This window comes from Methylosinus sp. shoA (genome assembly GCF_059718125.1).
The window spans coordinates 1,144,022-1,169,478 of sequence record NZ_AP046091.1 but is presented as its reverse complement, the minus strand read 5'-3'; the positions used below and the strand labels follow the sequence as shown (position 1 = coordinate 1,169,478).

Here is a 25,457-nt window from a genome sequence, read left to right as displayed (position 1 = left end):
GATCGTAGTTGAACCTGTCTCACAACAATCATTTCAGAACGAGCCGCCGCGTCGGATCGCCATAAAATACGTAGGAGGACCACGTCTGGACGTTCGACGGTCCTTCACCGCTCATTTCGAGCCTTGCGAGGCGCAGCGCCTCCGCAAACGGGGTACCCCCGAGAGTATCGCGCCTGATCAGGCGCCACCAGAGGCTGTATGCATGCGGAAACAACCGTGAGTAGAATTCGGTCGCGAAGGCGGCGGCGGGCTCGTCCGGGATCGGCCATTGGGCACCCACGAAATAGGAGGCGTTGTTGAGGAAGGCCGATGCGCAGCCGTAGATCTCGGCCCCGCGCGCCCATGTTGCCTCGCGCGAACTGCCGCATCCGTTGATGAAGGCGAGCAGCAGGTCGTTCGGCGTCGTCTTAAGCGCAGCTGCGATATCACCGGCGAGGATCCGGTCGCCCTTGATCGGCAGATAGCTCTGCTCCGCCGCATCCTCGACGAATTCGGCGTGGCCGACATAGTGGAATAGATGGGCGGCGCAGATCGCAGCAAGAACCTCATGCTTGGTTGCGTCGGGGCCCACCCGGACGACCTCCGCGCCCCAGCTTTGCGCTGCAGCCGCGACGGCTTCGGCTTCGCCGTCCGCACGGGTCAGCCGACTGGCGTCGTCGGCGTGCGGGGCGAAGATCGTCACCGTGAGCCTAAATGCGCTTAGCGGCTTGCGTTCGACGAGGATATCGCCCGAGATTGTGCGGCCGATCGCATGCCGCAGCATCATTCGGGTTTCCCCGCCGTCATCGGTGATCTCCAGAGGCAGCCAGATCAGCGACTTCGAGAAGTCGATACTGATGGCCCCGCCATCGGCCTGCGCGGTGGCGAAACGCACCTCTTGCGGCAGAGCCACTTCGCCCATCAGTTTCGCCGCGCGCTCGTATACCGTCTCGAAACGTTCGCCGCGCCGGCGCATGCGGCCTTCCGCGAGGCCAACCAGATACGGCACGATGGGCTCGGCCTCGCTCGTAAGCTGGGCGGCGGGTATGTCGACTGCGAGGCGTATTGTCGTCGGTGCGGACGGTGCTTCGAGTTCGTAGCGCACAGTGTCGGCACCGATGCTTTTGACCTCGATTGCGAAGCGCGGGGCGGCGGTGTCCGTCGTCCAGCGCAGGCCCCCAAGCCGCCGCAGCACGAAGCCGGTCGGGCCGCGCCGCGTCAACAGAAGGAGCAAAAAGCCGATCGCGGTGAGGATCGCGGCGGCAAGCTTGTAGGGATTGCGGTAGAACGGAAGCGCGACCGAAAATTCCGAGTTGGAGGCCGAGCCCCGGTTCAAGAACCCGTCGAACGCAGTTACAATCAGGCGGTAGCGGGCGAGGTCGGATAGGTTGGTGAGATCTAACCGGTTGCTTGATCCGGATAGGTTGCGCTCGGCATTGGCAATGGGCGGATCGTAATCGATCGTCGCTGTCTTGGCTTCGGGCGGGCCGACCAAGCCCAGGATCGTAAGACCGTACGTCACCGCATTGACGTCGATCGTGTCGCCCGACGGCGATCTTTCGATGTTCGTCACGGGCGTCGATGCGGGCAGATCGATCAGGAATACATCGGAGCCGGACGCCGTCCAGAAGCTGCGGCCGGTCGACGCGACCACCGCGATGGTCGGGCGCGCGAGCCTCGGATCGATCGTCCTCAGGCTGCGCCAGCGTCCGGCCACCGCGCTACCTTCCCAGCGGAACAACCCTTCGTCAGTCCCGGCGAGCAGCCCTAAAGCCTGATGCGAAGCGAAGCTGCGGATGACATAGGGCTGGTCCTGAACGTCGGGGCGACCGTGGCCGACATCGACATATCCGCTGTCCGCACGCTTCAGGAACACCGTCCCGCCCCATCCGCCCGAAGCGACTGCGTCAGCACCCTCAACGAGCAGCGTCATGGCGACTGCGCCGAGCAGTGTCTTCTTGCCGAAAGGCGACGGGGCAAACGGCCCAAGTTCGGACGGTTTCGCCGCCGCGACCGCAATGCTTTCCACGCCGACGGCCAGCATGGCGCTTGTGTCGTCGAACGCCAACGCCGCCACGACGGAGCCGCCCATGTCGGACATCACCTGCGCGCCTTCCCGCCAAAGCCCGTCCGAGAGACAAAGCGCCTTATCGCTCCAGACGACGCCGACGCAGGCGACACCGGTTTTCGAAACCGCAAGTGACGACGGCGCGGCCGGCGACGTCGCCATAGCAAGCGGATACGCGGCCATCCGCTCGACGTTCGCGCCCTCGATCCTGAACAGGCCGGCGGCGTTGAGAGCCCAAAGCCTGTCCCGCAGATCGAGGGCAAGGAGCGCGCCACGGTAGTAGGACGACGCAGGCGCCTCGGCCGCGGCCGGGAGGTCTATCCGCGTTGCGGTAAGGCTGCGGTCCAGCCGCCACACCTCGCCGTTCTCCAAACCCACGACCGCGCCGCCGTCCCGGTCTGCGACCATCGATGAGACCGCCGACCCTGCGTCCGCGAAGCTGTGATCGCGGGAGATGTCGAAATAACGCCATAACCCCTTCGGCGTGCCGATCCAGACGTTCGACACCCTGTCCTCCATCACCACATTGGCGGTGATGGAGCCGCCGCCCCCGGGCGACCAGCGTTTCCAGCCATTGCGGTCGTACCGTTGCAGATAGGTGGTCGAGAGCCACGTCGCTCCGTTCTTCTGGTTGGCGACGGCCCTGCAATATCCCTCGGCCAGCACCATCGGCGCGGTCGGCTCGGCGAGCCGCACGCCGAGGCACTTCCTATCGGTCGCGATGAAGAGCCGGCCCGGCGCGTAGGATACGCTTCGGACAACGGTTTGCGGAGCGAGCTTGAGGTCGATCCGGCGCGTCGGTTTGCCGGTCGCCGGGTCGATCGTCTGGATCAACCCATAGAGGCTCGTCGCTACGAGTTCGTTTCCCGCGAAACCGAGATATGCCGCCGCAGTCTGCACGCCGACGACGCGATCCGGGACCGCCGCGCGCAATGCCGCAAGCGCCTCGTTTGTCATCGGGCCGAAGCGGCTCGACACAGCGTAGATAACGTTCTCGCCGGAACTCGCCAGCGCCCATTCTCCCCGAGCGCAGCCTCTCTGGCTGCGTGGACAGGCGCCGTAGATCGCTTCGATCCGATCGTCCTTCCAGCGGAATAGGCTGTCATTGATCGTGCCGACAATGATCGCATTGTCGGATGCCTCGACCATTGCGTTGACGATGATCGGCTGCTGCGCGTCCGGAGACGGGAAGGACGGAGCGCGAGGCGCGACGCCGTCATAGGACGCCACCCCTTCGCTCGTGCCGATCAGCAGCCGTTCGCCGGATCGGGAGACGAGCAGATGGGTAACGTTCTGAGATGGCAACGGAACCGGGACGAAGCTCCAGTTGCCCGTCAGGTCGGCAATGGGCGCGGCAGGCGGTAGAGCCTCCGGAAAATCGCTGCCATCGGCGCGGACGGAGGCAGGCGACAGCGCAAAGAGCAGACATGCGAAGGTCGACAGAATACGCACGAACCCGTGTTCCCAACAGCGGCAGCGAGTGCTCGTCATCTTCGCCTAGCACCTTCGGCTGGAGTGCTTGCTAGTCGCAGTCTAGACGATGAAGCACACCGCTCGCTACCTTGAGTGAAAAAGATTGCCTGCTCGCCAACGTTTTCGATGCTGGTGCCAACGTGCTCACCGGCGGCGTCGGCGAGGGCCAGCTGTCCGCTTCGGCACGGCACGTTCCGCCATGAGAGCATCGCGGGTTCAACGCCCGCCAGTACGTACGATCGCGTCTGGGAGCCGTACTCCTCACCGTAGATGGGGTCATCGCAGAATCTGTTCCCAAACCTACGCTAAGGATTCAGGCTTTGGAGCCGGCTTGGATTTCGCGATAGACGGTTGATCGCCCGAGGCCGGTTTGCCGCGCCGCCTGTGTTGGCGACATGCCGCTTTTCACCAGCAGGAGGGCGGCGTCCAGCTTTTCCCGATCGAGAGCGGGGCGGCCGGGCTTATGGCCTTTGGCGCGCGCAGCGTTCATGCCGTCGCGTGTGCGTTCAGCGATGAGACGCCGCTCGAACTGCGCAATCGCGCCGAAAACATGGAACACCAGTTCGCCAGCGGCGGACGATGTATCGATTTTTTCTTCCAGAGACATGAGCGCCACGCCGCGCTTTTTCAGCGTCTCGACGACATCGAGCAGCTCGCGCAGCGAACGCCCGAGCCGATCCAGCCGCACGACGGCGAGGGTGTCGCCGGGGCGGATGAAATCGAAGAGTTCGGCGAGGCCAGGTCGCACAAAGGTCTTTCCCGAGACCACATCCTCGAAGATGCGCAACGCGCCGATCGTTTCGAGGCGCTGCTTCTGGCTGGCGAGGTCTTGATCGTCGGTCGAGACGCGGGCGTAGCCGAGGATGTGGGACATGGGCGGAGGTTTCTATGTCGGGGCGGCCACGCGAGTGGCTGAAGGCCGTCCATAAAATACGTCCATAAATTATCTTGTGTCCAGAAATTTATTGAACCATTCATGGACATATTTCGACCTCGAGCCTGTCCATGCCACCGCGTCACATTCTCTCCCCGCAATCGCGCGCCGCGCTGTTCGACCCGCCGAGAGAACCGGCAGCGATCGTGCGCCATTACACGTTCTCCCCGGAAGACCTGGCGCTGATCCGTCGACGTCGACGCGCCGCCAATCGGCTCGGCTTTGCCGTACATCTCGCCTATTTGCGATTTCCCGGCCGCGTGCTCGGCGCGAATGAAACGCCTCCCCCCGAAATGCTGGCTTTCATAGCATTGCAGATGGGATGCAGCGCTGAAGACTTTTCTTCATACGGTCAGCGCAGCGAAACCCGTTGGGAACATCTCGGCGAACTGCAAGCCTATCTCGATGCGCGACCGTTCCAAAGTGAAGACATGCGCGCCGTCGTTCACGCGGCGATCGAACAGGCGACAGGATCGGACCGCGGCGATGCGATCGTTTCCGCAATGATAGAACGTTTGCGGGAGCGCCGCATTCTTCTGCCAGCGTCCGCCGCCCTGGAGAAAATCGCCTTGGCGGCGCGCGCGCTCGCCCGCAAGCGCGCCTACAAGAATCTTGTCGATGGATTACCGAAAAGCACGATCGCGGCGCTGGAATCGTTGCTCGTCATCGACGACGAACAAAGCCGAACCCCGCTCACATGGCTACGGGAATGGCCGGAAGCGCCACGCCAGAAAAATCTGGCCGCCCTCGTCGAACGGCTGCAATTTGTGCGCAAGCTCGACGTCGGGCCAGATCGCGAGCGACGCATTCATCAGGCCCGCTATGCAGCGATTGCACGAGAAACAACCATTCTCAGCGCACAACATCTTTCACGCTTCGATATGGAGCGCCGTCTTGCGACGCTCATCGTATTCGCGCGTGAGAGGGAAACGATCCTTACCGACGCCACGCTCACGATGTTCGACAAGATGCTCGGCTCCGTGTTTCGTCGCGCCGACAATACGCACAAGGAAAACCTCGTTGCGCGTGCCAAGACGCTCGACGCGTCGACGCGGGCACTGCTCGGCATGGCCAGAGCCATGTTGGCGGCCAAGGAGCATGGCGAAGATCAGGTCACAACCGTGGAGCGCGCGCTTGGCTGGAAGCGGCTGAAGGCCATTGTGGATGAAGCCGACAAAACCGTTGCGACGACGCGACCGGACAATCTCGGCGAAATTGTCGAACGATACGCGAGCGTGCGGCGCATGACGTCGCTCATCCTCGGAGCGTTCACGTTCCACGCGTGCAAGGAGAGCGATACCCTGCTCGCCGCCCTCGACATGCTGCGTGGCCTTCATGCCAACGGCGCCAAAAAGCTTCCGCCGCATCCGCCGACAACCTTCCTGAAACCGGCATGGCGCAAGTTCGTCAAGACCGACACTGGGGTCGATCGCAGATCCTATGAGGTCGCGGTCATGATGACGTTGCGCGAGCGCCTGCAATCCGGCGACGTCTGGGTCGAGGGCAGCCGCGCCTTTCGCGCCTTCGACGATTTTTTGCTGCCGCCCGACGCATTCGCCACGCGCCGAAGCGCCGGCGAATTGGGTCTTGCCGTCGCCGATCGCTTCGAGGATTGGCGCGCAGAAAAAACCAAGCTGCTGGAATCACGCCTCCGGGAGGTCGACGAGCTTGCCGCCGCCGGCGAGCTGCAGGAAGCGACACTCACCGAAGAAGGCCTGTCGATCAGCCCCATTCGCAGACAGGAAAACGAAGCCGCCGACGCAATTGCGCGCCGGCTTTACGCCATGCTGCCGCGTCTGCGCGTCACCGAGCTGCTCGCCGAGGTCCACAGCTGGACGGGCTTCGCCGATCGCTTCGGACATTTGCGCACCGGCGCGCCGCCCGACGATCCGCAAGCCATGATGACGGCCTTGCTCGCAGACGCGACCAATCTCGGTCTCGCACGCATGGCCCGCAGCTCCAAAGTCTTCAGCCATTCGAAGCTGTTATGGATCGCCGAATGGCATGTGCGCGATGAAACCTATCAGGCGGCGCTCGCCTGTCTTGTCGACGCCATTCATGCGCAGCCCTTCACCAAAATCTGGGGCGACGGCGACGCGTCGTCCTTGGACGGCCAGTTTTTCAGGGCCGGCGGCCATGGCGAAGGGCGCGCCGACTACAACGGAAAATACGGCTCGGAGCCGGGCGTGAAATTCTACACACACGTCTCTGATCGCTACGCGCCGTTCCACACCAAGGTCATCGCCGCTAACGCCAGCGAAGCCGCGCACGTGCTCGACGGCTTGATGCACCATGAAACCGCGCTCGATATCCGCGAACATTACACAGACACTGCCGGCGCTATCGATCACCTGTTCGCCCTGTGCGGCCTGCTGGGCTACCGCTTCGCGCCGCGCATCCGCGACCTCGCCGATCGCCGCCTCTATATCATCGATCCCCGCGCGGATTACAAAGCGCTCGGAACGATGATCGGCGGCGTCATCGATATGCGCCTTCCCGGCAACAACTGGGATGAAATCCTTCGCTCGGGCGCGTCGATCAGGGCCGGAACCGTAGCGCCGTCCGTGCTCATGCGCCGGCTCGCCGCCTATCCACGCCAAAACGCGCTCGCCAAAGCCCTGCGGGAAATCGGTCGTCTGGAGCGCACGCTATTCACGCTCGACTGGATCAGCGACCCCGCCCTGCGCCGCCGCGCCAACGCCGGCCTCAACAAGGGCGAGGCGCACCACGCTCTCAAAGTAAGCGCCGTTGTCGTCCCATTGCCGCTGGAATGGAAGAATAGCTTGCAATTCGTTGCGACAAGGCATTGCAAGCCTTTGGCGCAAAGCTTTGTCAGCGATTGGTTCAGCGCAATGGTGAGCGATCAGGCGGCTGGCGTCGGCGACGAGGATTTGAAGGCCCAGGGCATCAGCTCGTCGATGCGCGACTGCGGATGGCCATCGGCGATCGCCTCGAGCGTCGCCTTCATCCAGGCATAGGGATCGACGCTGTTCAACTTGCATGTCGCAATGAGCGAAGCGAGACGTGACCAGGAACGTCCACCTTCATCGTGCCCCGCGAATAACGCATTCTTGCGCGTGAGAGTCAGCGGCCGAATCTGATTTTCGACGAGGTTGGTGTCCATCTCGACGCGTCCATCGTCGAGGAACAGGGTCAGCCCGGCCCAATGATTCAGAAGATAGGCGACCGCCTTGCCCATGTCGCTGCGGCCGGAGAGGCGAGCGGCCTGGGCGCGCAAAAACTCTTCGAGCTCGACGACAAGAGGCCGCGACCGCTCGGCGCGAACGCTCTGCCGGATCGGCGCCTCTTTGCCCCGGATGTCCGCCTCGATCGCATAGAGCGCGGCGATGCGCGCCAGGATCGCCTCGGCGATGGGCGAGCCCGCTTTCGGCGTGGCGGCGATGATCTCGCGCCTGCCATGGCTCCAACACCAGGCGAGCCGCAGTGGGGCGCCACCTTTGCGCTCGGCGCGCGCCAGACGATGATAGCCGCCATAGCCGTCGACCTGGAGAACGCCGTCGAATCCTTCGAGCATCCGCTCGGCGTGCTCGCCGCTGCGACCCGGCGCGTAATGATAGACCACGATCGGCGGATCGGCGCCGCCGTGCCCGCGGTCGTCGCGCAGAACCGCCCAGAGATAGCCAGTTTTCGTCCGGCCGCGGCCGGGATCGAGAACCGGCGCCCGAGTCTCGTCCATGAATAGACGGCCGGACAGCTTCATCAGCGCGCTCATGCGCTCGACGATCGGCGCGAGGTGGAAGGCCGTCGTTCCCATCCAATCGGCCAGAACGGCGCGGTCGAGCATGATCCTGTGGCGCGCGAAGACCTGCGATTGACGGTAGAGCGGCATGTGCTCGCTGAACTTGGCGACCGCCACTTGCGCCAGCAGCGCCTCGGTGGGAACGCCGCCCTCGATCAGATGCGCAGGAGCCGGCGCCTGGGCGACGCCCGCGCATCCTGTCGGACAGGCGTAGCGGGGCCGCACGGTCTCGATGACGCGATATTGCGCCGGCGTCACGTCGAGGCGGCTGGAGCGGTCCTCGCCGATCCGAACCATCAGGCCGCAGCCGCAGGGACAGGCGAGGCTTTCTGGCTCGATCACGCGCTCGACGCGCGGCAGATGAGCAGGAAAGGCGCGCGCGGCGCGGGCGGCGCGCTCCCTGGTCGCCGGGCGCCCCGAGCGGCGCGCGCGATCGTCTTCCCGCTCCTGGACTTCGGCAATGGCGATCTCGATATCTTCCAGAACGAGCTGTAACTGATCGGGATCGAGTTTCTCCGAACGCTTGCCGAAACGCGCGCGTTCATATTCCTTGACGAGCAATTGCAGACGTTCGACCGTCTCCTTCGACGCTGCGAGCTCGCTCTCGGTGTGAAGGCGCGCGGCGAGCTCATGATCGGCGCGGATGCGTTCGGCTTCGAGCATGGCGCGCTGAGCTTCGAACAATGCGCGTAGTTCGGCAGGCAGCTCTGCGAGTCTGGAGGGATCGAAGCTCGGCGTCACGTCGGCGAATCTATCGCAAGCGAGGCGCCGAATGAAGCCGAAGTTGCGATCAGTTCGCCGCGGTCGGCGTCGCCACGATCCGCTCGCCGACGCGCTTCCAGTTGAGCCCGTCGAATAGAGCTTCGAATTGCACCCGGCTCAATTGCAGGACGCCGTCGCTGATCTGCGGCCAAGAAAAGCGGCTATCGCCGAGACGCTTGTAGACGAGCACGAGTCCGGTTCCGTCCCACAGCAAAATCTTCAAGCGATCCATTCGCTTCGAGCGGAACACGACGATGAGCCCGGAATGCGGATCGAGTCCGAGCTTGTTTTGCACGAGAGCGGCCAGCGCGTCATGCCCGCAGCGGAAATCGACGGGACGCACGGCGAGCACGATCCGCAACCCTTGCGACGGAATGATCACGCGCCGCGCTCCAGCGCCGTCATGATCTCGGCGATGCGCGTCGACGCGGTGTCCTGATCCAGCCGTAACACGACCTTGCCGACGACGATCTCGATCTTCGCATCGCTCTCGTTACGAACGGAGGGCTGCTCGAGCTCGATCTCCACGAACTCCGCGGGACCGTCGGTCACCAGCGCGAGCCGCCCGGTGCGCGCCTGGCGGCGCCACTGCGTCAATTGCTGCGCGCATATCCGATATTTGCGGGCCACGTCGGCGACGCGCGCTCCAGGCGCGAGACTCTCTCGTACGATCCGGCCCTTCAGCTCCTTCGACCACAGCCGATTGCCCGAACGTGAACGACGAAAATCCACACGTCCGACAAATCCTGCGCCAAAAGCCGTTTCGATCGTCGCATTCTCGTTCATCTTCGGATCCTTCCAGAGACATGGCTGTCCCTCAGAAGAATCTCACATCCGAAAATCCTTCCGAACCCGAAGAATCAATGGGGTCGCAACGGCGCTTACCCCCGATCTTCGCGTGAAGGCCCTTCAAATCGACGGCGGCGTCTTTCGGCTCCGCCTTCTCCTGCCCGAAAACCCCGGCCGCGCCTTCCAGCAGCTGGCTCTTCCACATGGTGATCTGGTTCGGATGGACATCGAACTGCTGCGCCAGCTCGGCCAGCGTCTTCTCGCCCTTGATCGCGGCCAAAGCCACTTTTGCCTTGAATGCCGGAGAATGCGTCCGGCGGCTCCGCTTGGTCATCGAATGCTCCTGATTAGCAGCGAGAATCCTCGCCGCTGTCAGGCAGAAAATCCACTCGAGCTACTGTCCGAATTTCCGGGGCCGGCTCTCGCCCACAGAGGTGTCGGAACTTCGAGAGAGGCCGCCACGAGACGCAGTTGCCTAATTGCGTCGTCGGTTAGATCGAGTTCACGTGCGGCAAGTGCCTGCCGGAGAAGCGACCGCAGCAGAATGCTGTCCCCGCCGGCTGTGCGTCGCAGCCATGAGAGTTGCGCCATCGTCCTTGCGTCGGCACAGCCGCGCGATACGCTGGCGCGAGCTATCATGCCGCGGACAGCGAGCCAAAGATGCTTGCTGTCCACCATTCGCATCTCGCGTTCGAAGTGCCCGAGCAGTAAGGTCTCCGGCCGGGCCCGACCACCACACACGTGCGGCCAAGGCACGCGGCGGTCGGGGTCACGCAATTCCAACCATTCGAGCACATCCCGGCTCCCGTCACCGTGAACTATGTCGCATTCGATGGGGCGTCCGGAACTGTCCTCTGATCGGATGCCGAAAACTTCGAGCAAGGCCCCGAGCAGCGCCTCCGCTTCCGGGAAGCCGTTCGGCCGCCCCGGAGAACTAATTTCGAAATCGAGGTCACTATGCACCGAGCAGATGCCATTCGCGATCGATCCACGAAGCAGAAGCTGCAAGTCGGGCTGCCAGTCGAAAAGATCCTGGATGCTGTGCCATAGTGTTGTCGCCACCTCCTCCACGAGCCTTGCTCGCAGCAGCGCGGCCGCGAGACCTCGCCGTCCACGCAGCTTCCGATAGCGGTGGATCGTGCGTTCCAAGCTGTAAGGAGTCTTCGTCAGCCATGCGCCCGCAAGCAGACCTACCGCGCGTCCCATGGTCCTACGGATAACGCTTCCGTCCTGGTCGTGTCGGCGACGGTCGGCTAGCCTCAGCGCGGCATCGACTCTGCACGTGATGTCGCGGAGTAACGCCAAGCAAAAGGTATCGTCTAGGTCGTCCCGCCGACGACGTGCGACTGCGGCCGCATAGAATACGTCCAACGGCGATCCCAGCAAATCCGACACGAAGTGCCCGATCTCTTGCGGCGTGAAGAGATCGGGCGGTTGGCCCATAACCGGCTGCTCGCTTTCATAGCAGATGACGCTGCAGGCACTGCGGGCTATGGCATCGTCGTCCCGTCGGCCGCGCAGGCCTCGCCAGCTTTGCTCGAAGTCGTCGAGCGGGACGACGCGCCACATCTGCTGCAGGGCGGCGAACGTGGCATGCGCGCAACAGGTGGACCCGAACACGCCAGCCCAATTGAGCGTCAGCTTAAACAGTGTGAGGTCGGACCAGCTCTCCGCTTGGGAAGCATGGATCTGCAAATCTTCCCAGTCAATGCCGAATAGGCCATTGTCGCATGCAATTAGGTTGCGTGGGGCAAAGCCAGCCCATTCGAGGCCGGCCTGTCGGAGCTCACCGACGAGCCGCAGCACATCCGGTGGACCCCACCGTGATCGCTGCTCCACAAAGCCTTCGTGCAGACTTGGACCAAGGTACGGCGATACCAGCCAAGTTTCGAGTGGGTCGACGACGACCAACTCGGGCACTATTGCGCGCAAGGTCATGCCCGCCGCCGCTAGCCGTTCGGCAGCATGGGCGGCAAGGGCGTGCTCGCGCTCGCCCACCAGCCGCGAGGCTGCCCGCTTCAGGACATAGCTGCCGCTTCGCCAAGTGAACGAACGGAACCGGCCTTCTACGTCCACGACCTCCCGATTGCAGCGGAATCCATAGCGCTGAGGATCCTCGATGGCGGCTCGGACGGCGTCGATCCACCCGCGATTGTCGGCAAGCGCAAAGCTCGGGAATTGGCCACGCCATGAACCCAGCGTTGCGGCCACGACCTACATGCGCTCCGGGGGGGTGATCCCGAGCAAGCCGAAGCCCAACCGCATCTGTGTCGCGACCGCGTCGACGAGCCCCAACATCGCGCGTTGTCGGTCCCTGTCCGTTTCCGTTAGCACGTGCATCTGGTGATAGAACGAGTTGAAGCTTTGCCCGAGGTCAAACAAGTGGTCGCACAGGATGTTTGGCAGTCGCTTCTCGTACGCGCTCAAGACAGCGTCTGGGAATGCGAGCAGACGAAGCGCTACAGCTTGTTCGATCTGCGTCCTGAGCACGGAGATGTTCCCGGGCTGGCGTCCCGCCTCGGCGGCCTTACGTAGGATCGCCGTCGCCCGTGACAACACGTAGCACAGATACGGCCCGGTGCGGCCCTCAAGGGACGAGAAACGCTCGACGTTGAAGACATAGTCCGACCGTCGATTATTCGACAGGTCGGCAAATCGGATTACAGCGACTGCGATACTCTCAGCGGCCTGCTCTAACTCCTGCGGAGAAAGCATGGCGGTTAGGTCCATGTCGGCAAACCGCTGTCGGCAAACAGCGACAACTTGGTCCAGGAGATCGGTCAGCCGCAGCACGCCGCCGGCACGCGTCTTCAAGGGCTTGCCATCAAGGCCATTGATCGTCCCGAACCCGACATGTTCAAGGCGGGGGCGCTGCTCGCTGACTAGACCGAGGCGTTGGGCGGCCCGGAACACCTGCTCGAAATGGAGGTGCTGCCGCTGGTCTACAACGTAAAGGATGGACTCGGGCGCCAGTGTCTCCACCCGGTCGACGATTGTGGCAAGGTCGGTACCGGCGTACATCACGCCTCCTTGGGACTTTTCAAGGATCAACGGCGGCAGGTCCTCCGTCCCGTCCGATTTCGGCAGCCGGATTATCAGGGCACCGTCGCTCATCTCGGCAATGCCTTGCTGTCGGGCCGAGTCGATCAGGCCGGTGAGTCGGTCGTGGGCGCAGCTCTCGCCATGCCAGAAATCGAAGTGCACGTTTAGCCGCGCAAAGTCCTGCTCGGAAGCAGCCACAGATACGGCGACGATTCGTCGCCACATCGCCTGCAGGCTCGCGTCGCCCGCCTGCAGACGGGCCGTGAGCGTGCGGGCGCGAGCCATGAGGCTGGCATCCGACCGGCACTTCTCCGATCCCAACGGATAAAGCTTGTTCAGGTCGTCAATCGTCGGCGTCTCCCAATCGGCAACAATTTCCTGTGGACCCATGGAAGAAAGCCGGGGGTCGCGGTCCAACAACTCGCCGAGGACGATACCCATCGGCAAACCCCAGTCCCCTAGATGGACATCCGCAAGGGCCGAATATCCCAAAAAGAGCGCCAGACGCCTAAGAGTGTCGCCGATTATCGCCGAACGTAGATGACCTACATGCATTGCCTTAGCCACGTTCGGGCCGCCATAGTCGAGCAGAATTGTGCCATGTAACCGGCCCGGGTCCGACACCCCTTGCCGAGGATCTGTGGCCAGGGCGTCGAGAGTGCGAGCGAGATATTCAGGCGTCAGGGACAAATTCACAAAGCCCGGACCATCGACCCGTAGGTTTGTCAGATAGCTGATGTTGGCGAGGGCGGTGACGATCTGCGCGGCAATCTCGCGTGGCGGACGTCGGAGCGTCTTCGCCAGCGTCATCGCACTGTTGATTTGGAAGTGTCCAAGATCATCCCGTTGCGACGGTACTACATCGACCGATTCTACCCGCAGACCAGCCAATCGACATTGATCAGCGATATCATTTGACAGCTTGCTATACAGCATGAGAGAGCAAATCCAGAACTTAGCCCCAATCGGCACACTGCGGCAAGGCCTTGCCGCCAAGCTGAGGCTGAACAGCCTATCGATATTATAATAACATAAATAGGGTAATGTGAATAGCCTCGAGTTTTTGAGGTGCCTCTCGCGAGGGGGATATCCCGGCCGTTGTTGAAAATGTGAGGTAGGCGTTGCTCGCCTTGAGCCCAGTGTCGAATCCACGAAGGAAAGCAACGCCATGAATAAGAGCCCGACTCGAAATTCAAGCGATCTGAATGATCGAGCCTCGCGAGCCTACGCATGAGCAGGAAGGCGAGGGCGAGAAGCAGCCACGCCAGCGACGACTTGGTGGTCGCCTCGAAGTCCTTGGCGAGGCGGCGCGCGCGGTTGATCCAACCGAACGTCCTTTCGACGACACATCGCTTTGGGAGCACGACGAAGCCTTTGACTTGCTTGTCTGTTCTTTTGACGACGGTGACGGCGATCCGGCTCGCCTCGAAGGCGGCTCTCAGCGCTTCGTCGCCGTTGTAGCCGCTATCGGCGAAGCACATCGTCACGAACGGGCTCTTGCGACGCACGTCGCGCAGCAAAGGGGGCGAGGGCGTCGCGGTCTTGAACGTCGGCGGGGATGATCTGACATTCGATCGGCAGGCCGAGCGTGTCGACGGCGATCTGACGCTTGCGGCCTTTGATCTTCTTGGCGGCGTCGAAACCGCGCGGCCCGCCGGCCTCCGTGGTCTTGACCGACTGGCTGTCCACCACGACCGCCGTCGGCGCCGCCTCGCGCCCCTCGGCCTCGCGCGCCTCCATGACCAGAAGGCAGACGATCTGCGCCCATAGGCCGCTGTCGCGCCATGCGTAGAACCTGTTCTAGACCGTGGTGAAAGGCGGAAACGGTTTTGTCGCAAATTTTGTCTACGGGCGCGACGGGCAATTATCACCTTGACATAGTAGAAGGCTAGATATGGTGCCTAGTGAGGTGCGAGAGGAGAGCGTGTCGCCTCCGTCTGAGGCGACAGTTACTCGCCAGATGAAGGACGCTGGCTCCGTCGCTTTGCAGACGTGGATTGAGTGCTGCTCGGCTGACGAATTGGTTGAGAGGGTTTATATCGCCATGGAAAACGAGAAAAATCATAGCTGCTCGGCTCTGCATCCCAATCGGATAGCATGAAAAATGTTATCGCTAGCCTAATTGTTCCAAGATCGCCGATCGCATTATCTATGTCTGCTTCATCAATTAAATACACACGCGCCTTCTAGCTTCAAAAGCTCATCACTTATTTTGAATTTATTATTAGAATCGTATATTGCCCCATAATGGGCTATGTCATTCCTGAGCCTTGTAATATCCGCAAGCTGATTGAATGCCGCGTCAAGAAAGCTGTCATCTGGCAACTCCCTAGCCTTGCGGATTCGCTTTATTTGCTGCTTTGCTTTGTCAATTTTTGCGTCGGTAAACACGGACTTTGCTGTAGCTAAAGGCATTTGTGATGTCGTAACTAGACCGAGAAACATGACGCGCTCGATTTCTGCGAATGCGTATATGAATCTTCCAATGGCGCATTTAAATTTGCGCGTTATCTCGTCATCGGGTGGAAGCCTGGAAGAAAGAGGTATCCGCATGAGTGCGTCCTCAAACGATAGGAACGAGGCGTGGGCTCGGTTCGAGCGCGCCGTTGATGCTGCGGTCAAGAGCGGGCCGAAGCGCAAGGTGGCGCAGAAGCCGCTTGAGAACGCTCATCACGAAGCTGAGGGAATGCCGCTCCTGCCAAAAGATCGGTGGCGTCTAGAGCGAATCCCTGGGGGCTTCGTAGCGGCCGGGATTTATGACAATCGCGGCCATCGACATTGGGTGAAGATCGCGGAGTCAGACCTTCCGAATGATCTCATCGGTATCGAGGATTTGGAACGTTTCGTCGTCGATCCAATTCACGTGCCTCCCGTCTGACAGACTATAGTCGCGCGGGCCTAGAACTTCCATTTTGCGGCCGTGTAGCGGAGTTGCGGACAGTTCCTCACGGCGCTCAATCACGGTGAAAGATTTGCCGCCTTCGCTTTTGGCTTCGAATCTATTCGTCTCTCGCATCATCGTTTCGTCCTTTGTAAATTCGCCTCTAGCGATGGCCGTGAGCCGTTCCTCAGAAGGTCGCCGATAAGTGAGGCGCTTCTCGACAATGCCGCTAATGCTCGCTGACATGCGGTCGAAATCCTTCATCGTGCGCGTGTTGTAGCGATAATCGAACTCGACCATGTAGCGGTGAAGGTGCGCTTCCGAGACGTGGTGATGCGCCCTCGCCGGCCTTCGGTTCTGCGACCGAACAACCGGCGAGGGCCATCTTTATCCTGCGCCTCCTTGCGTTACGCCAGCGAAGGACAGGAGAGCGTTGGACGTCACTGGAAGGTGATGACGCCGGCCTGGTCGGTCACTTTCGCGCCCGCGCCAGTGGTCGTGTAGGAGGCCTTCTGGATCCACGAGCCGCCAGCGACGAACAGGCCGGTCAGCACGAGACCCGTGAGACCGGCGGCGACTTTTCCGCTCTCGCGGTTTTCCGGTTGACGCGACTGCCACAGGAACCAGACGCCGGCGACGAACGTGACCAGAGCGGCGACATACATGGCGGTCGAGCCCGCGAAACCGCCCGCGGTCGAAAACTCCTTCGCAATGCTCTGCACCTGCGAGCCGAGCGTCTGGCCGGCGGCCTGCGCGCAAGCTTCCGATATTCCGAGCGCGACCGTCGCCGCGATCGTGCAACATGGGAGAGTTATGGATTTGAGTTTGGAAGGCGTGAAATGCAACGTTCATCTCCTCTGATTGCGAGAGCCGTGACGCCCTCGACCAGAGGTTCGGATAAGCGCGCGCGAATGTTGACGGCGTTGTTTTTCGGGGCGCGCTATTTTTTTCGCAGCGGTTGTGCTTTCTCAACCGAGCTACAGATCGACGGTCGGCATCGCCACTTGAATGCAATAGCACTCAGTGCTACATATCGGCATGGTCGACGATGAGGAAACTGCGCGGGCCTTCAAAACCGCCTGGTTCTCCAAGGCGGCACGCAAGGCTCGTATCGAGGATGGTGAACTTTGTGAGGCGCTTCGAGAGGTGATGAAGGGCCAAGCCGATGATTTGGGCGGAGGGGTCTTCAAGAAGCGCCTGAACAAAAACAGGCATAGGAGCATCATTCTTGCGAAGGGCGGTCGATACTGGATTTACGAATATCTGTTCGCAAAGAAGGATCGGGCAAACGTCGAGGATGATGAGCTAGAGGACTTCCGCATCCTTGCAAAGAGCTACGCCACGCTGACGGAGAAGCAGGTCTCGCGGCTCCTGGAAGACAAAGACCTGACGGAGATTTGCCATGGCAAGGAAAAGTAGATTCAAGAGCGATGCTTCGGAAGCGCTCCACTCGTCTGCAGCCATGCTCCACAAGGTCGGTGCGCTCGATAAGGCGACGATGCGCGATTTCGACGCGCGTCACTTGGTTGTTCCGACCCAGATCGAGCCTACGCAGATCAAGCAGCTCCGCGAGGCCAACAATGTCAGTCAGCCGGTGTTCGCCCGGTATCTCAACACGAGCGAAAGCACGGTCGAGAAATGGGAAACGGGCGCCAAGCGGCCGAGCGGTATGGCGCTCAAGCTGCTCACCATTGTCCAGAAGCACGGACTACAGATTCTCTCGTAAGCACGCGTGGTCCGCCGGAGTATCGTCAGTGCATGGCGATCACGTCCGAAAAACGGAGACGAGCCATGTGGAAATCGTCACGACGTTGATCAGCATGATCCCGAACACGAACTGCACTCCGCAACCGCCTGCGCTTTGACTGCTTCGGCCGGCGATCACTGCGTTCCAGGTCAGCATGGCGAAAAAGCAGCACATCGCGCCGAAAGCTTGGAAGAACCCTTGGAACAGCTTCACGATGTTGACGACGGCGTCTCCCGGGGTCTGCCCCAATAGGCTCCCGCTGACCGCGGGCGGCGTATAGCTCGTCAGCGCCGACACCGACACTTGCAGATTGGTTCCCGCCGTGTTGTTCGCCATTGTCAGAATGGACGGGAACGAGGCGAAGGCGCCCGACAGGACGAGCGCCACGAACGGAACCCAAGGGCGTCCTCGATAGGGATTGTGGCTCTGCGCCTGCGACCAGAATCCCCATCCTGCGGACATGAACAGTCCGAGCGCCGAGAGATAACAAAAGGTCGGCAACAGAATTGCGATCGCGTTGCCGATCGCTCCTGCGAAATTTACCAGTCCTTGCACATTCAGCTCCCCTATTGCCCAAGCCTCGAAGCCGACCCGCTCAGCGGATCGGCCCCTTCTCCGTTTGCACCACCCATTCGGTCCCGCGCTGGCTGATCTTAGTGACGCGCCCATAGCCCGGCACATGCGCTCCGACCGCGATTTGCAGAGGCGCGATCTCATCGCCGCTGCGATCGAGCTCCGCCAACATGGCGAGACCCGGCGAGGCCGCCTGCACCCGATAGCGGGTGGTCGGCGAGATGGAGTCGGCTCCACTCTGCGTCGACAGGGACGTATGCGCGCAGCAATTGACGCAGTGGCGCCGCCAGGCGCGCACCGGGCGGCTCGCGCTGGTGACCGACGGTCCCGCGGAGTTCGTGGAGATCGAGCTCGAGCAGCCCTCCGTTCGTAACGAGAGCGATGCGAAGATCGAGATCGTCGTCGGCAAGGTCGTGTTACGGCTGGATCAGGACACCGCGTCGACGCGCATCGCCGAGATCATGACGGCGCTGGAGCGCGGCGCGTGATCATTCCGTCGCAAGGGTTGCGGATCGTGCTCGCCGTGCGTCCCGTCGATTTCCGCTGCGGGCATGACGCGCTGGCCGCTCTCGTGCAAAACAAGCTCGGACTCGATCCGCATTCCGGGCTCATCGTCGTGTTCCGCTCGAAGCGAATGGATCGCTTGAAGATTTTGCTGTGGGACGGAACCGGACTCGTGCTCGTCTACAAGCGTCTCGGCGATAGCCGCTTTTCTTGGCCGCAGATCAGCGACGGCGTCCTGCAATTGAGCCGGGTGCAATTCGAAGCTCTATTCGACGGGCTCAACTGGAAGCGCGTCGGCGAGCGGATCGTGGCGACGCCGACCGCGGCGAACTGATCGCAACTTCGGCTTCATTCGGCGCCTCGCTTGCGATAGATTCGCCGACGTGACGCCGAGCTTCGATCCCTCCAGACTCGCAGAGCTGCCTGCCGAACTACGCGCATTGTTCGAAGCTCAGCGCGCCATGCTCGAAGCCGAACGCATCCGCGCCGATCATGAGCTCGCCGCGCGCCTTCACACCGAGAGCGAGCTCGCAGCGTCGAAGGAGACGGTCGAACGTCTGCAATTGCTCGTCAAGGAATATGAACGCGCGCGTTTCGGCAAGCGTTCGGAGAAACTCGATCCCGATCAGTTACAGCTCGTTCTGGAAGATATCGAGATCGCCATTGCCGAAGTCCAGGAGCGGGAAGACGATCGCGCGCGCCGCTCGGGGCGCCCGGCGACCAGGGAGCGCGCCGCCCGCGCCGCGCGCGCCTTTCCTGCTCATCTGCCGCGCGTCGAGCGCGTGATCGAGCCAGAAAGCCTCGCCTGTCCCTGCGGCTGCGGCCTGATGGTTCGGATCGGCGAGGACCGCTCCAGCCGCCTCGACGTGACGCCGGCGCAATATCGCGTCATCGAGACCGTGCGGCCCCGCTACGCCTGTCCGACAGGATGCGCGGGCGTCGCCCAGGCGCCGGCTCCTGCGCATCTGATCGAGGGCGGCGTTCCCACCGAGGCGCTGCTGGCGCAAGTGGCGGTCGCCAAGTTCAGCGAGCACATGCCGCTCTACCGTCAATCGCAGGTCTTCGCGCGCCACAGGATCATGCTCGACCGCGCCGTTCTGGCCGATTGGATGGGAACGACGGCCTTCCACCTCGCGCCGATCGTCGAGCGCATGAGCGCGCTGATGAAGCTGTCCGGCCGTCTATTCATGGACGAGACTCGGGCGCCGGTTCTCGATCCCGGCCGCGGCCGGACGAAAACTGGCTATCTCTGGGCGGTTCTGCGCGACGACCGCGGGCACGGCGGCGCCGATCCGCCGATCGTGGTCTATCATTACGCGCCGGGTCGCAGCGGCGAGCACGCCGAGCGGATGCTCGAAGGATTCGACGGCGTTCTCCAGGTCGACGGCTATGGCGGCTATCATCGTCTGGCGCGCGCCGAGCGCAAAGGTGGCGCCCCACTGCGGCTCGCCTGGTGTTGGAGCCATGGCAGGCGCGAGATCATCGCCGCCACGCCGAAAGCGGGCTCGCCCATCGCCGAGGCGATCCTGGCGCGCATCGCCGCGCTCTATGCGATCGAGGCGGACATCCGGGGCAAAGAGGCGCCGATCCGGCAGAGCGTTCGCGCCGAGCGGTCGCGGCCTCTTGTCGTCGAGCTCGAAGAGTTTTTGCGCGCCCAGGCCGCTCGCCTCTCCGGCCGCAGCGACATGGGCAAGGCGGTCGCCTATCTTCTGAATCATTGGGCCGGGCTGACCCTGTTCCTCGACGATGGACGCGTCGAGATGGACACCAACCTCGTCGAAAATCAGATTCGGCCGCTGACTCTCACGCGCAAGAATGCGTTATTCGCGGGGCACGATGAAGGTGGACGTTCCTGGTCACGTCTCGCTTCGCTCATTGCGACATGCAAGTTGAACAGCGTCGATCCCTATGCCTGGATGAAGGCGACGCTCGAGGCGATCGCCGATGGCCATCCGCAGTCGCGCATCGACGAGCTGATGCCCTGGGCCTTCAAATCCTCGTCGCCGACGCCAGCCGCCTGATCGCTCACCATTGCGCTGAACCAATCGCTGACAAAGCTTTGCGCCAAAGGCTTGCAATGCCTTGTCGCAACGAATTGCAAGCTATTCTTCCATTCCAGCGGCAATGGGACGACAACGGCGCTTACGGATCATCGGCGGCGGCAAGGCCGCGGTCCACGAGGTCGACACGCCGACCACCCGAGGTCGGCGATGACGGCGGCGATCCTCTTTTCGAAGGCGACCGCGCGCGGCGCCCAGTATCAGCGCGATCCGCCTGGGATCGACGCCCTCGAGCGTCAGGGCGAAGATACGCCTGCCGGGCGTTTTCGCGATGGCCGCGGCTCGCCGAGTCCTGCAGCCGCCACGCGGGCGGACGTCGCGCGGCTCGGCGGCCGGCCGATCGGCCGCGACACCATCGCCCGCCTGAAGCGCTGTGTTTATGGATATTCTTCTATATTTGGAAAATCTCGCCCGAACTTAGCATAATAGGCAGAAAGCATGTTCGCTCTCCAGCGTATCAACCGGTCGATCTGGTCATCTGTGGGGCTCTGACCGTAGAAAAAGGCGTATGTATCGCGATAGCGCTCTCTGAGACCACACATTCTCGATGTATCGAAAAGCTCGGCCATCCATTCGGCGAGGAGCGGATCTTCCACCAAACCATTCGCAAACGTCATTGTCGGAATCGCATAGATGCGCCGTTTGCGAACGGCGGACAAAGGACGATATTTGATATCCGCAAAAAAGTTCCGAACAGCGAGCAAGTCGCTCACATCGTCTTCGGCGTGAACAAGGATGACTTCCGGATCGTCGTTCAGAAGCCGTTCGACATCCAACGGACCGGAGAAGCGGCCACCGACGATCCGAATGCCGCCGATAGCCTTCAAGCGGACACCGATGCCGCTACGCAATCCGATTTGACGCATGGACGTTCCGAGAGCCGTTTGAAAAACCGCGGCGGTGATAGGCGGTATGGAGTGCGCATGCCCACATCGAGACGGTATGCCCCCCAACCTGTCGTTTCTCGCGATCTCTGTGAGCGTCGACCGCAGTTTCCGAACGCTCCAAACATAGTCCTGTGGATCGAAATCCACCTCGACGACGCGCTGAAGGCCTATTCCGCGCCAGAATTCGCCTTGACCTCGATAGACGATGAACACATCTGGATGCTCTCGGAGAACGGTCTCCACACTCGCCTGTCCAAAACCGCCTATGTCTACGAGGGGCGCCGCGCCTCCCTTCGTCCAGAGCCACGAGAGGATGGAATATTCCGAGACCGCGACGCCCGATCCCCCGACGATGTGTTCGGAGATAGGATCGATCGACCTATAAACGGTCAAGATCGGTGGTTCCGAGATGACGCGCGTCGCGGTGGGATTATCGAGAACCCGGCCATCTTGTCCGCCACGCCGCGGAACGCTTCCAATAGCCGCCGCGATCATGCAGATAAGCGCGAAAAGCAGTCGCGACGCGTCAGCCTTCTGAAACCATGATAAACGGCCATCGCGCGGCGTCATGAAACCTTCCCCATCTCCGGCTCGTACGCTTTCGGCCTACAGCTTTCATCCTCGATTTTTCAGGGCTGATCATAGTCGAAGAATTCCCGCCAGAGATGCGTGCGATGACGTTCGAAACGAGGAACGCGCCTTTCGTGGTCGTCGAGCCATTTGCTTTCGAGATCGGTGAGATTTGCATAGATTCGTGGCGATTCGGCGTCGCCATGCCGGCTTTTCAGCTCCTCTCGACTCGGCAGCGCCGCATAAGCTGCGCGCGTCCGTGCGATGAGCTCTTCGAAGATCGACGCCGGCGATCGGCGCTCGAGCTCCGCCAGACGCTGCGACGTGAGGTGGATCTTCACGCGGCATTCATAAGGCTTGTCGTCGACAGATCGAAGTACGGAGCACCACTGGCGTTCAGACCTCCAATCGTTGATGCTGGGATCAACCTCACCGAACTCGTGGGCCAAAGACCTGTGGCGCTGCTCGTCGATCCGCTCCTCCTCCAATGCGGCGGCGTGACCCCTATAATAGAATTGATTGAAATAGCGTGACGCCGGCTCGGGGAGAGAATCGAGAGCCTGGGTCAGCATCGTCATCTGCGGAAGCGTACTCTTGACGACAAACAACCTTTGCCGGACGTGAAGCCCGAGGCGCATTGCGATCCGCATACTCTGCATCAGATAATCGAAGTCTCCCGCCCGCCGGTTCCAATAGTCATGCGTGGAGCCGTAACCGGCGATCGACGCGTGAACCTCGCGCACTCCGGCTCTGTCGCGCCGCTCCGCGAGCCATCGCTCTAACTCTTTCGCGGATCGTTGCTTCAGCCCGCCCAAATAGATCGCTTGTGGAGCGTGGGGGGCGGCGCCGACTTCTCTGCGCAGCGCCTCTACGGCGAGCAGGGTCTCGACATCGAAATTATGGGAGTGGCCGACGCCGATGTCGAACGAGAAGTCAAGCAAGCTGGCGTCGTCGCACCATTGCTTGAGCCGCTGCGTCAGCGCGGCCACTCGCTCGATGGAAACGTCGTCGACACGCTTTCGGCCCGTCGAACAATATCGGCATTGATGCGCGCATGCCGACATGTCCACATAGATCGCTGCTCCGATGATATTGACTGCTCTCGACATGGGATTTCGAATGTGCGGCGGACCGCTTCCTTCTTTGCTGCCCGGGCCAGAGGACGCGCGTCCTCCCCAGCCACTTCCCGAGATCAGAATTTGACTTGGATCGAGCCGGCGAAGCGACGTGGATCGCTCACCACGCCGCCCGCGACCCAATATGCCGAATTGGCGAGATTGCTGACGTTGAAGCGGGCGATGACCGGCGTTCCTTCGAACGACGTGGTGTAGCGGAAGCCGGCGTCGTAGGTCGCGCGCCCCGGAATTCGGTCGGTGTTGTAGATGTCGTCGTAGAAAGCGCTCGTGTAATACGCCCCGCCTGTGAGCGTCAGCCCTTGGACGAACGGCAGATCATATTCCAGCGTCGCCTTGAGCAGCCAGTTCGCCGCCGTCGACGCGCGCTTGCCGATCGTCTGAGTGTCCGAATCGTTCTTGACGACGCGTGGGTCGACAAAGGAGACGCCGCCGAGGAACCGAAATCCCGGCAAGACCTCTCCCGTGGCGCTGAAGTCTATTCCTTTGTTCCTTTGCAGCCCGTTCTGCACATAGGTCAAAGTGCCGTCGCCATTGTTGAGCCGATACTGCAGCGCGCTCTCGATCTGATAGAAGGCGAGCGAATAGAGCACATTGCCGATCGTCGCCTTGACGCCGACCTCGTATTGCTCGCGCAGATAGGGAGGCAGAGTCGTGCCATTGTTGGTATATTGAGCGCCGTTCACGACGAGCCCCTGTTGCAATCCCTGCACATAGGAGCCGTACAACGTCACGAAGCTCACGGGCCTGAAGAGCAGCGCGAAAGTCGGCGTGGCCTTGTCGGCTGTGTAATCGCTCGTGACGGTACTGTCGATTCGACGGTTCACCTGCTCGATGTGCGAGAAGGACACGCCGAGCAGCGCGCTCCAATATTTCGAGATCTCGATCCTATCTCCGATCGACCAGTTCGTCGTCGTGACCTCGGTCGGCGTGTAGCGCGGGAGCTTGCCGATGACCGGGCTGGGATTCGGCCGGAAGGACGGAGCGAACATCGGCAGTCCGATCCAAGGCGTGTCGTAGGTGACCGCGATATTGTCCTGCGCGCTGTTTTCTTCGTAATGATTGGCCACGATGCCGGCGGTGAAGGTGTGCTCGACGCCCAATGTGTCGAATTTGAAATCGACATATTGATAGCCGGTCACATTCCAGCGATCGTAATTCCGCAGCGAGAAGATCATCTGGTCGTAGGTCCAATCCTCATTGATGAAATTATTCATATAATCGCTGGCGTACAAGGTATCCGTGTAGCGAAACGCCGTGCGCGTCGTCATCCAATCGGTGATGTCGAGCGTGAGCTTGGTCCCGAGCATGGTCGTTCGCGTGTCGGCGTAGGACCATGGCTGGCTCCACAGCTTCGACGGGTCCGGAACCGGAGTCGATGAATATTTGACGTTGTCGGTTCCCGGTATCCATATGGCCGGCAAGATGCCCTTCCACCGGCCGACGAATCCGTCGACTTGCAGCAACACGCTCTCCGATGGCTGATAATCCACGGCGCCGCTAAACGCATATTTCGTCAGATTTTGTCCGCTGACGAGCGTGTCTCCACCCTGGGCGACGAGATTGAATCGATAGCCGACGCTCCCATCGGCGAGGCGTCCGCCGACGTCGACATGACCATAGGGACTGGTTCCGATCAGCACGCCTGTCGTCACATTGGCGAAAAAGGGCGCGCGAGTTGGGCGCTTCAGCACATAATTGAGCTGTCCCGTCGTGTTTCCGACGCCATACATGAAGCCGGAGACGCTGCTGAGCGCCTCGACGCGATCGAACGGCTCGAGAAAAAGCAGCCCCGACGTGGTCGGCACAGGCAGGCCGTCCACACGTTGCTGGCCGGTGTTCCCCAATCCGCGAAACAGCGGCGTGCCCGTGACCGGGCGCTGGTCCGTGTAGCTGTATTGAATGCCGCCCGGCATTTTCTCGAGGAACGAGCCCGGAGTCGCATAGGACTGGGTGTTCTCGATGAAATCGCTGGAGAGGACGTTCACCGTATAAGGCGTGTCCTGAAGTTTCATATCCTTGAAAGGACCGACGTCCTTGACGGAGTCGACCCTATATCCGGCAGCCGTGCTACCATCGCCGGACTGTTTCGACGGCGGCGGGAAAAGCCGCTCGATCGCGCTGTCCGACTCTGCCGCAGGCGCCGTCACAGTGATGTCGGGAACCGGCTCGGCGTTTTGCGCCCATGAGAATTGGGCGCCGCACACCAACGCGGCCAGAGAAACGGCGGAACTCGACAGGTAGCGAGAGCGTCCGACCCAGAGAGACCCGGTTCTTGTGCACATTCTAGTTACA

General features: G+C 61.7%; 22 protein-coding genes and 2 pseudogenes. 6 read left to right on the top strand and 18 right to left on the bottom strand.

Annotation, left to right across the window (positions count from 1 at the left end):
* Positions 1-28: 28 nt before the first annotated feature.
* Both AC6IW9_RS05270 and AC6IW9_RS05265 read right to left on the bottom strand, forming a co-directional pair.
* On the bottom strand, positions 29-3,499 hold the full coding sequence (locus tag AC6IW9_RS05270; RefSeq protein WP_497769851.1) for a CHAT domain-containing protein: 3,471 nt from the start codon (positions 3,497-3,499) through the stop codon (positions 29-31).
* Positions 3,500-3,833: 334 nt separating this feature from the next.
* Positions 3,834-4,394 carry a recombinase family protein gene (locus AC6IW9_RS05265; protein WP_497769849.1) on the bottom strand — a complete coding sequence of 187 codons (561 nt, stop codon included), beginning with the start codon at positions 4,392-4,394 and terminating at the stop codon, positions 3,834-3,836.
* A gap of 131 nt (positions 4,395-4,525) precedes the next feature.
* Here AC6IW9_RS05265 and AC6IW9_RS05260 point away from each other — a divergent pair.
* Positions 4,526-7,189: pseudogene (locus AC6IW9_RS05260) on the top strand (Tn3 family transposase); the annotation flags it as partial.
* A gap of 128 nt (positions 7,190-7,317) precedes the next feature.
* On the opposite strand, the gene tnpC (AC6IW9_RS05255) reads toward AC6IW9_RS05260, so the two are convergent.
* From tnpC (AC6IW9_RS05255) to AC6IW9_RS05205, 11 genes and pseudogenes are all read right to left on the bottom strand, one after another.
* Positions 7,318-8,955 carry an IS66 family transposase gene (gene tnpC / locus AC6IW9_RS05255; protein WP_497763766.1) on the bottom strand — a complete coding sequence of 546 codons (1,638 nt, stop codon included), beginning with the start codon at positions 8,953-8,955 and terminating at the stop codon, positions 7,318-7,320.
* Between the two features lie 49 nt (positions 8,956-9,004).
* The gene (gene tnpB, locus AC6IW9_RS05250; protein ID WP_497763765.1) at positions 9,005-9,358 is read right to left on the bottom strand and encodes an IS66 family insertion sequence element accessory protein TnpB; all 354 of its coding nucleotides are present in this window, start codon (positions 9,356-9,358) and stop codon (positions 9,005-9,007) included.
* Entirely contained in the window at positions 9,355-9,762 is a 408-nt protein-coding gene (gene tnpA, locus AC6IW9_RS05245) for an IS66-like element accessory protein TnpA (RefSeq protein ID WP_497763764.1), read from the bottom strand. The genes tnpB (AC6IW9_RS05250) and tnpA overlap by 4 nt, the downstream gene beginning before the upstream one ends.
* 100 nt (positions 9,763-9,862) lie before the next feature.
* Positions 9,863-10,099, bottom strand: a pseudogene (locus tag AC6IW9_RS05240) (transposase); the annotation flags it as partial.
* Positions 10,100-10,137: 38 nt separating this feature from the next.
* On the bottom strand, positions 10,138-11,976 hold the full coding sequence (locus AC6IW9_RS05235; RefSeq protein ID WP_497769846.1) for a BUD32 family EKC/KEOPS complex subunit: 1,839 nt from the start codon (positions 11,974-11,976) through the stop codon (positions 10,138-10,140).
* A gap of 3 nt (positions 11,977-11,979) precedes the next feature.
* Positions 11,980-13,743 carry an arginine--tRNA ligase gene (argS, locus tag AC6IW9_RS05230; protein WP_497769843.1) on the bottom strand — a complete coding sequence of 588 codons (1,764 nt, stop codon included), beginning with the start codon at positions 13,741-13,743 and terminating at the stop codon, positions 11,980-11,982.
* A complete protein-coding gene (locus AC6IW9_RS05225) occupies positions 13,680-14,288 on the bottom strand; it encodes a transposase (protein WP_497772445.1) in 609 nt (202 codons plus the stop codon). The genes argS and AC6IW9_RS05225 overlap by 64 nt, the downstream gene beginning before the upstream one ends.
* A complete protein-coding gene (locus AC6IW9_RS05220; protein ID WP_497769841.1) occupies positions 14,272-14,547 on the bottom strand; it encodes a transposase in 276 nt (91 codons plus the stop codon). The genes AC6IW9_RS05225 and AC6IW9_RS05220 overlap by 17 nt, the downstream gene beginning before the upstream one ends.
* Positions 14,548-14,970: 423 nt before the next feature.
* Entirely contained in the window at positions 14,971-15,252 is a 282-nt protein-coding gene (locus AC6IW9_RS05215) for a hypothetical protein (RefSeq protein ID WP_497769838.1), read from the bottom strand.
* A gap of 352 nt (positions 15,253-15,604) precedes the next feature.
* Positions 15,605-15,988 carry a hypothetical protein gene (locus AC6IW9_RS05210; protein ID WP_497769835.1) on the bottom strand — a complete coding sequence of 128 codons (384 nt, stop codon included), beginning with the start codon at positions 15,986-15,988 and terminating at the stop codon, positions 15,605-15,607.
* Positions 15,989-16,128: 140 nt separating this feature from the next.
* Complete coding sequence (locus AC6IW9_RS05205; RefSeq protein WP_497769833.1) at positions 16,129-16,533, bottom strand: hypothetical protein; 405 nt, start codon at positions 16,531-16,533, stop codon at positions 16,129-16,131.
* A 193-nt stretch (positions 16,534-16,726) separates the two neighbouring features.
* Between AC6IW9_RS05205 and AC6IW9_RS05200 the strand changes: the two genes are divergently transcribed.
* Both AC6IW9_RS05200 and AC6IW9_RS05195 read left to right on the top strand, forming a co-directional pair.
* Positions 16,727-17,107 carry a type II toxin-antitoxin system RelE/ParE family toxin gene (locus tag AC6IW9_RS05200; RefSeq protein ID WP_497769830.1) on the top strand — a complete coding sequence of 127 codons (381 nt, stop codon included), beginning with the start codon at positions 16,727-16,729 and terminating at the stop codon, positions 17,105-17,107.
* Entirely contained in the window at positions 17,091-17,414 is a 324-nt protein-coding gene (locus AC6IW9_RS05195; protein ID WP_497769827.1) for a helix-turn-helix domain-containing protein, read from the top strand. Before AC6IW9_RS05200 ends, AC6IW9_RS05195 begins: the two co-directional genes overlap by 17 nt.
* A 39-nt stretch (positions 17,415-17,453) precedes the next feature.
* Here the strand turns inward: AC6IW9_RS05195 and AC6IW9_RS05190 are convergent, their stop codons facing one another.
* The gene (locus tag AC6IW9_RS05190) at positions 17,454-17,990 is read right to left on the bottom strand and encodes a hypothetical protein (RefSeq protein ID WP_497769824.1); all 537 of its coding nucleotides are present in this window, start codon (positions 17,988-17,990) and stop codon (positions 17,454-17,456) included.
* A gap of 40 nt (positions 17,991-18,030) precedes the next feature.
* Complete coding sequence (locus AC6IW9_RS05185) at positions 18,031-18,306, bottom strand: hypothetical protein (protein ID WP_497769822.1); 276 nt, start codon at positions 18,304-18,306, stop codon at positions 18,031-18,033.
* Positions 18,307-18,322: 16 nt separating this feature from the next.
* Between AC6IW9_RS05185 and AC6IW9_RS05180 the strand changes: the two genes are divergently transcribed.
* The 3 genes from AC6IW9_RS05180 to tnpC (AC6IW9_RS05170) are packed head-to-tail and all read left to right on the top strand — an operon-like array spanning position 18,323 to position 20,533.
* The gene (locus tag AC6IW9_RS05180) at positions 18,323-18,496 is read left to right on the top strand and encodes a hypothetical protein (RefSeq protein WP_497769819.1); all 174 of its coding nucleotides are present in this window, start codon (positions 18,323-18,325) and stop codon (positions 18,494-18,496) included.
* Positions 18,493-18,846, top strand: coding sequence for an IS66 family insertion sequence element accessory protein TnpB (gene tnpB, locus AC6IW9_RS05175; protein WP_497763765.1), 354 nt, complete (start codon positions 18,493-18,495; stop codon positions 18,844-18,846). Before AC6IW9_RS05180 ends, tnpB (AC6IW9_RS05175) begins: the two co-directional genes overlap by 4 nt.
* A 49-nt stretch (positions 18,847-18,895) precedes the next feature.
* Positions 18,896-20,533: an IS66 family transposase gene (gene tnpC / locus AC6IW9_RS05170; protein ID WP_497763766.1), complete on the top strand. Its 1,638-nt coding sequence runs from the start codon at positions 18,896-18,898 to the stop codon at positions 20,531-20,533.
* A gap of 416 nt (positions 20,534-20,949) precedes the next feature.
* On the opposite strand, the gene AC6IW9_RS05165 is transcribed toward tnpC (AC6IW9_RS05170), so the two are convergent.
* The 3 genes from AC6IW9_RS05165 to AC6IW9_RS05155 all read right to left on the bottom strand — a co-directional run bounded on the left by AC6IW9_RS05165 (position 20,950) and on the right by AC6IW9_RS05155 (position 25,177).
* Entirely contained in the window at positions 20,950-22,029 is a 1,080-nt protein-coding gene (locus AC6IW9_RS05165; protein ID WP_497769815.1) for an ABC transporter substrate-binding protein, read from the bottom strand.
* 59 nt (positions 22,030-22,088) lie between these two features.
* The gene (locus AC6IW9_RS05160; RefSeq protein ID WP_497769812.1) at positions 22,089-23,018 is read right to left on the bottom strand and encodes a hypothetical protein; all 930 of its coding nucleotides are present in this window, start codon (positions 23,016-23,018) and stop codon (positions 22,089-22,091) included.
* Between the two features lie 203 nt (positions 23,019-23,221).
* A complete protein-coding gene (locus AC6IW9_RS05155; RefSeq protein ID WP_497769809.1) occupies positions 23,222-25,177 on the bottom strand; it encodes a TonB-dependent receptor in 1,956 nt (651 codons plus the stop codon).
* Positions 25,178-25,457: the final 280 nt, after the last annotated feature.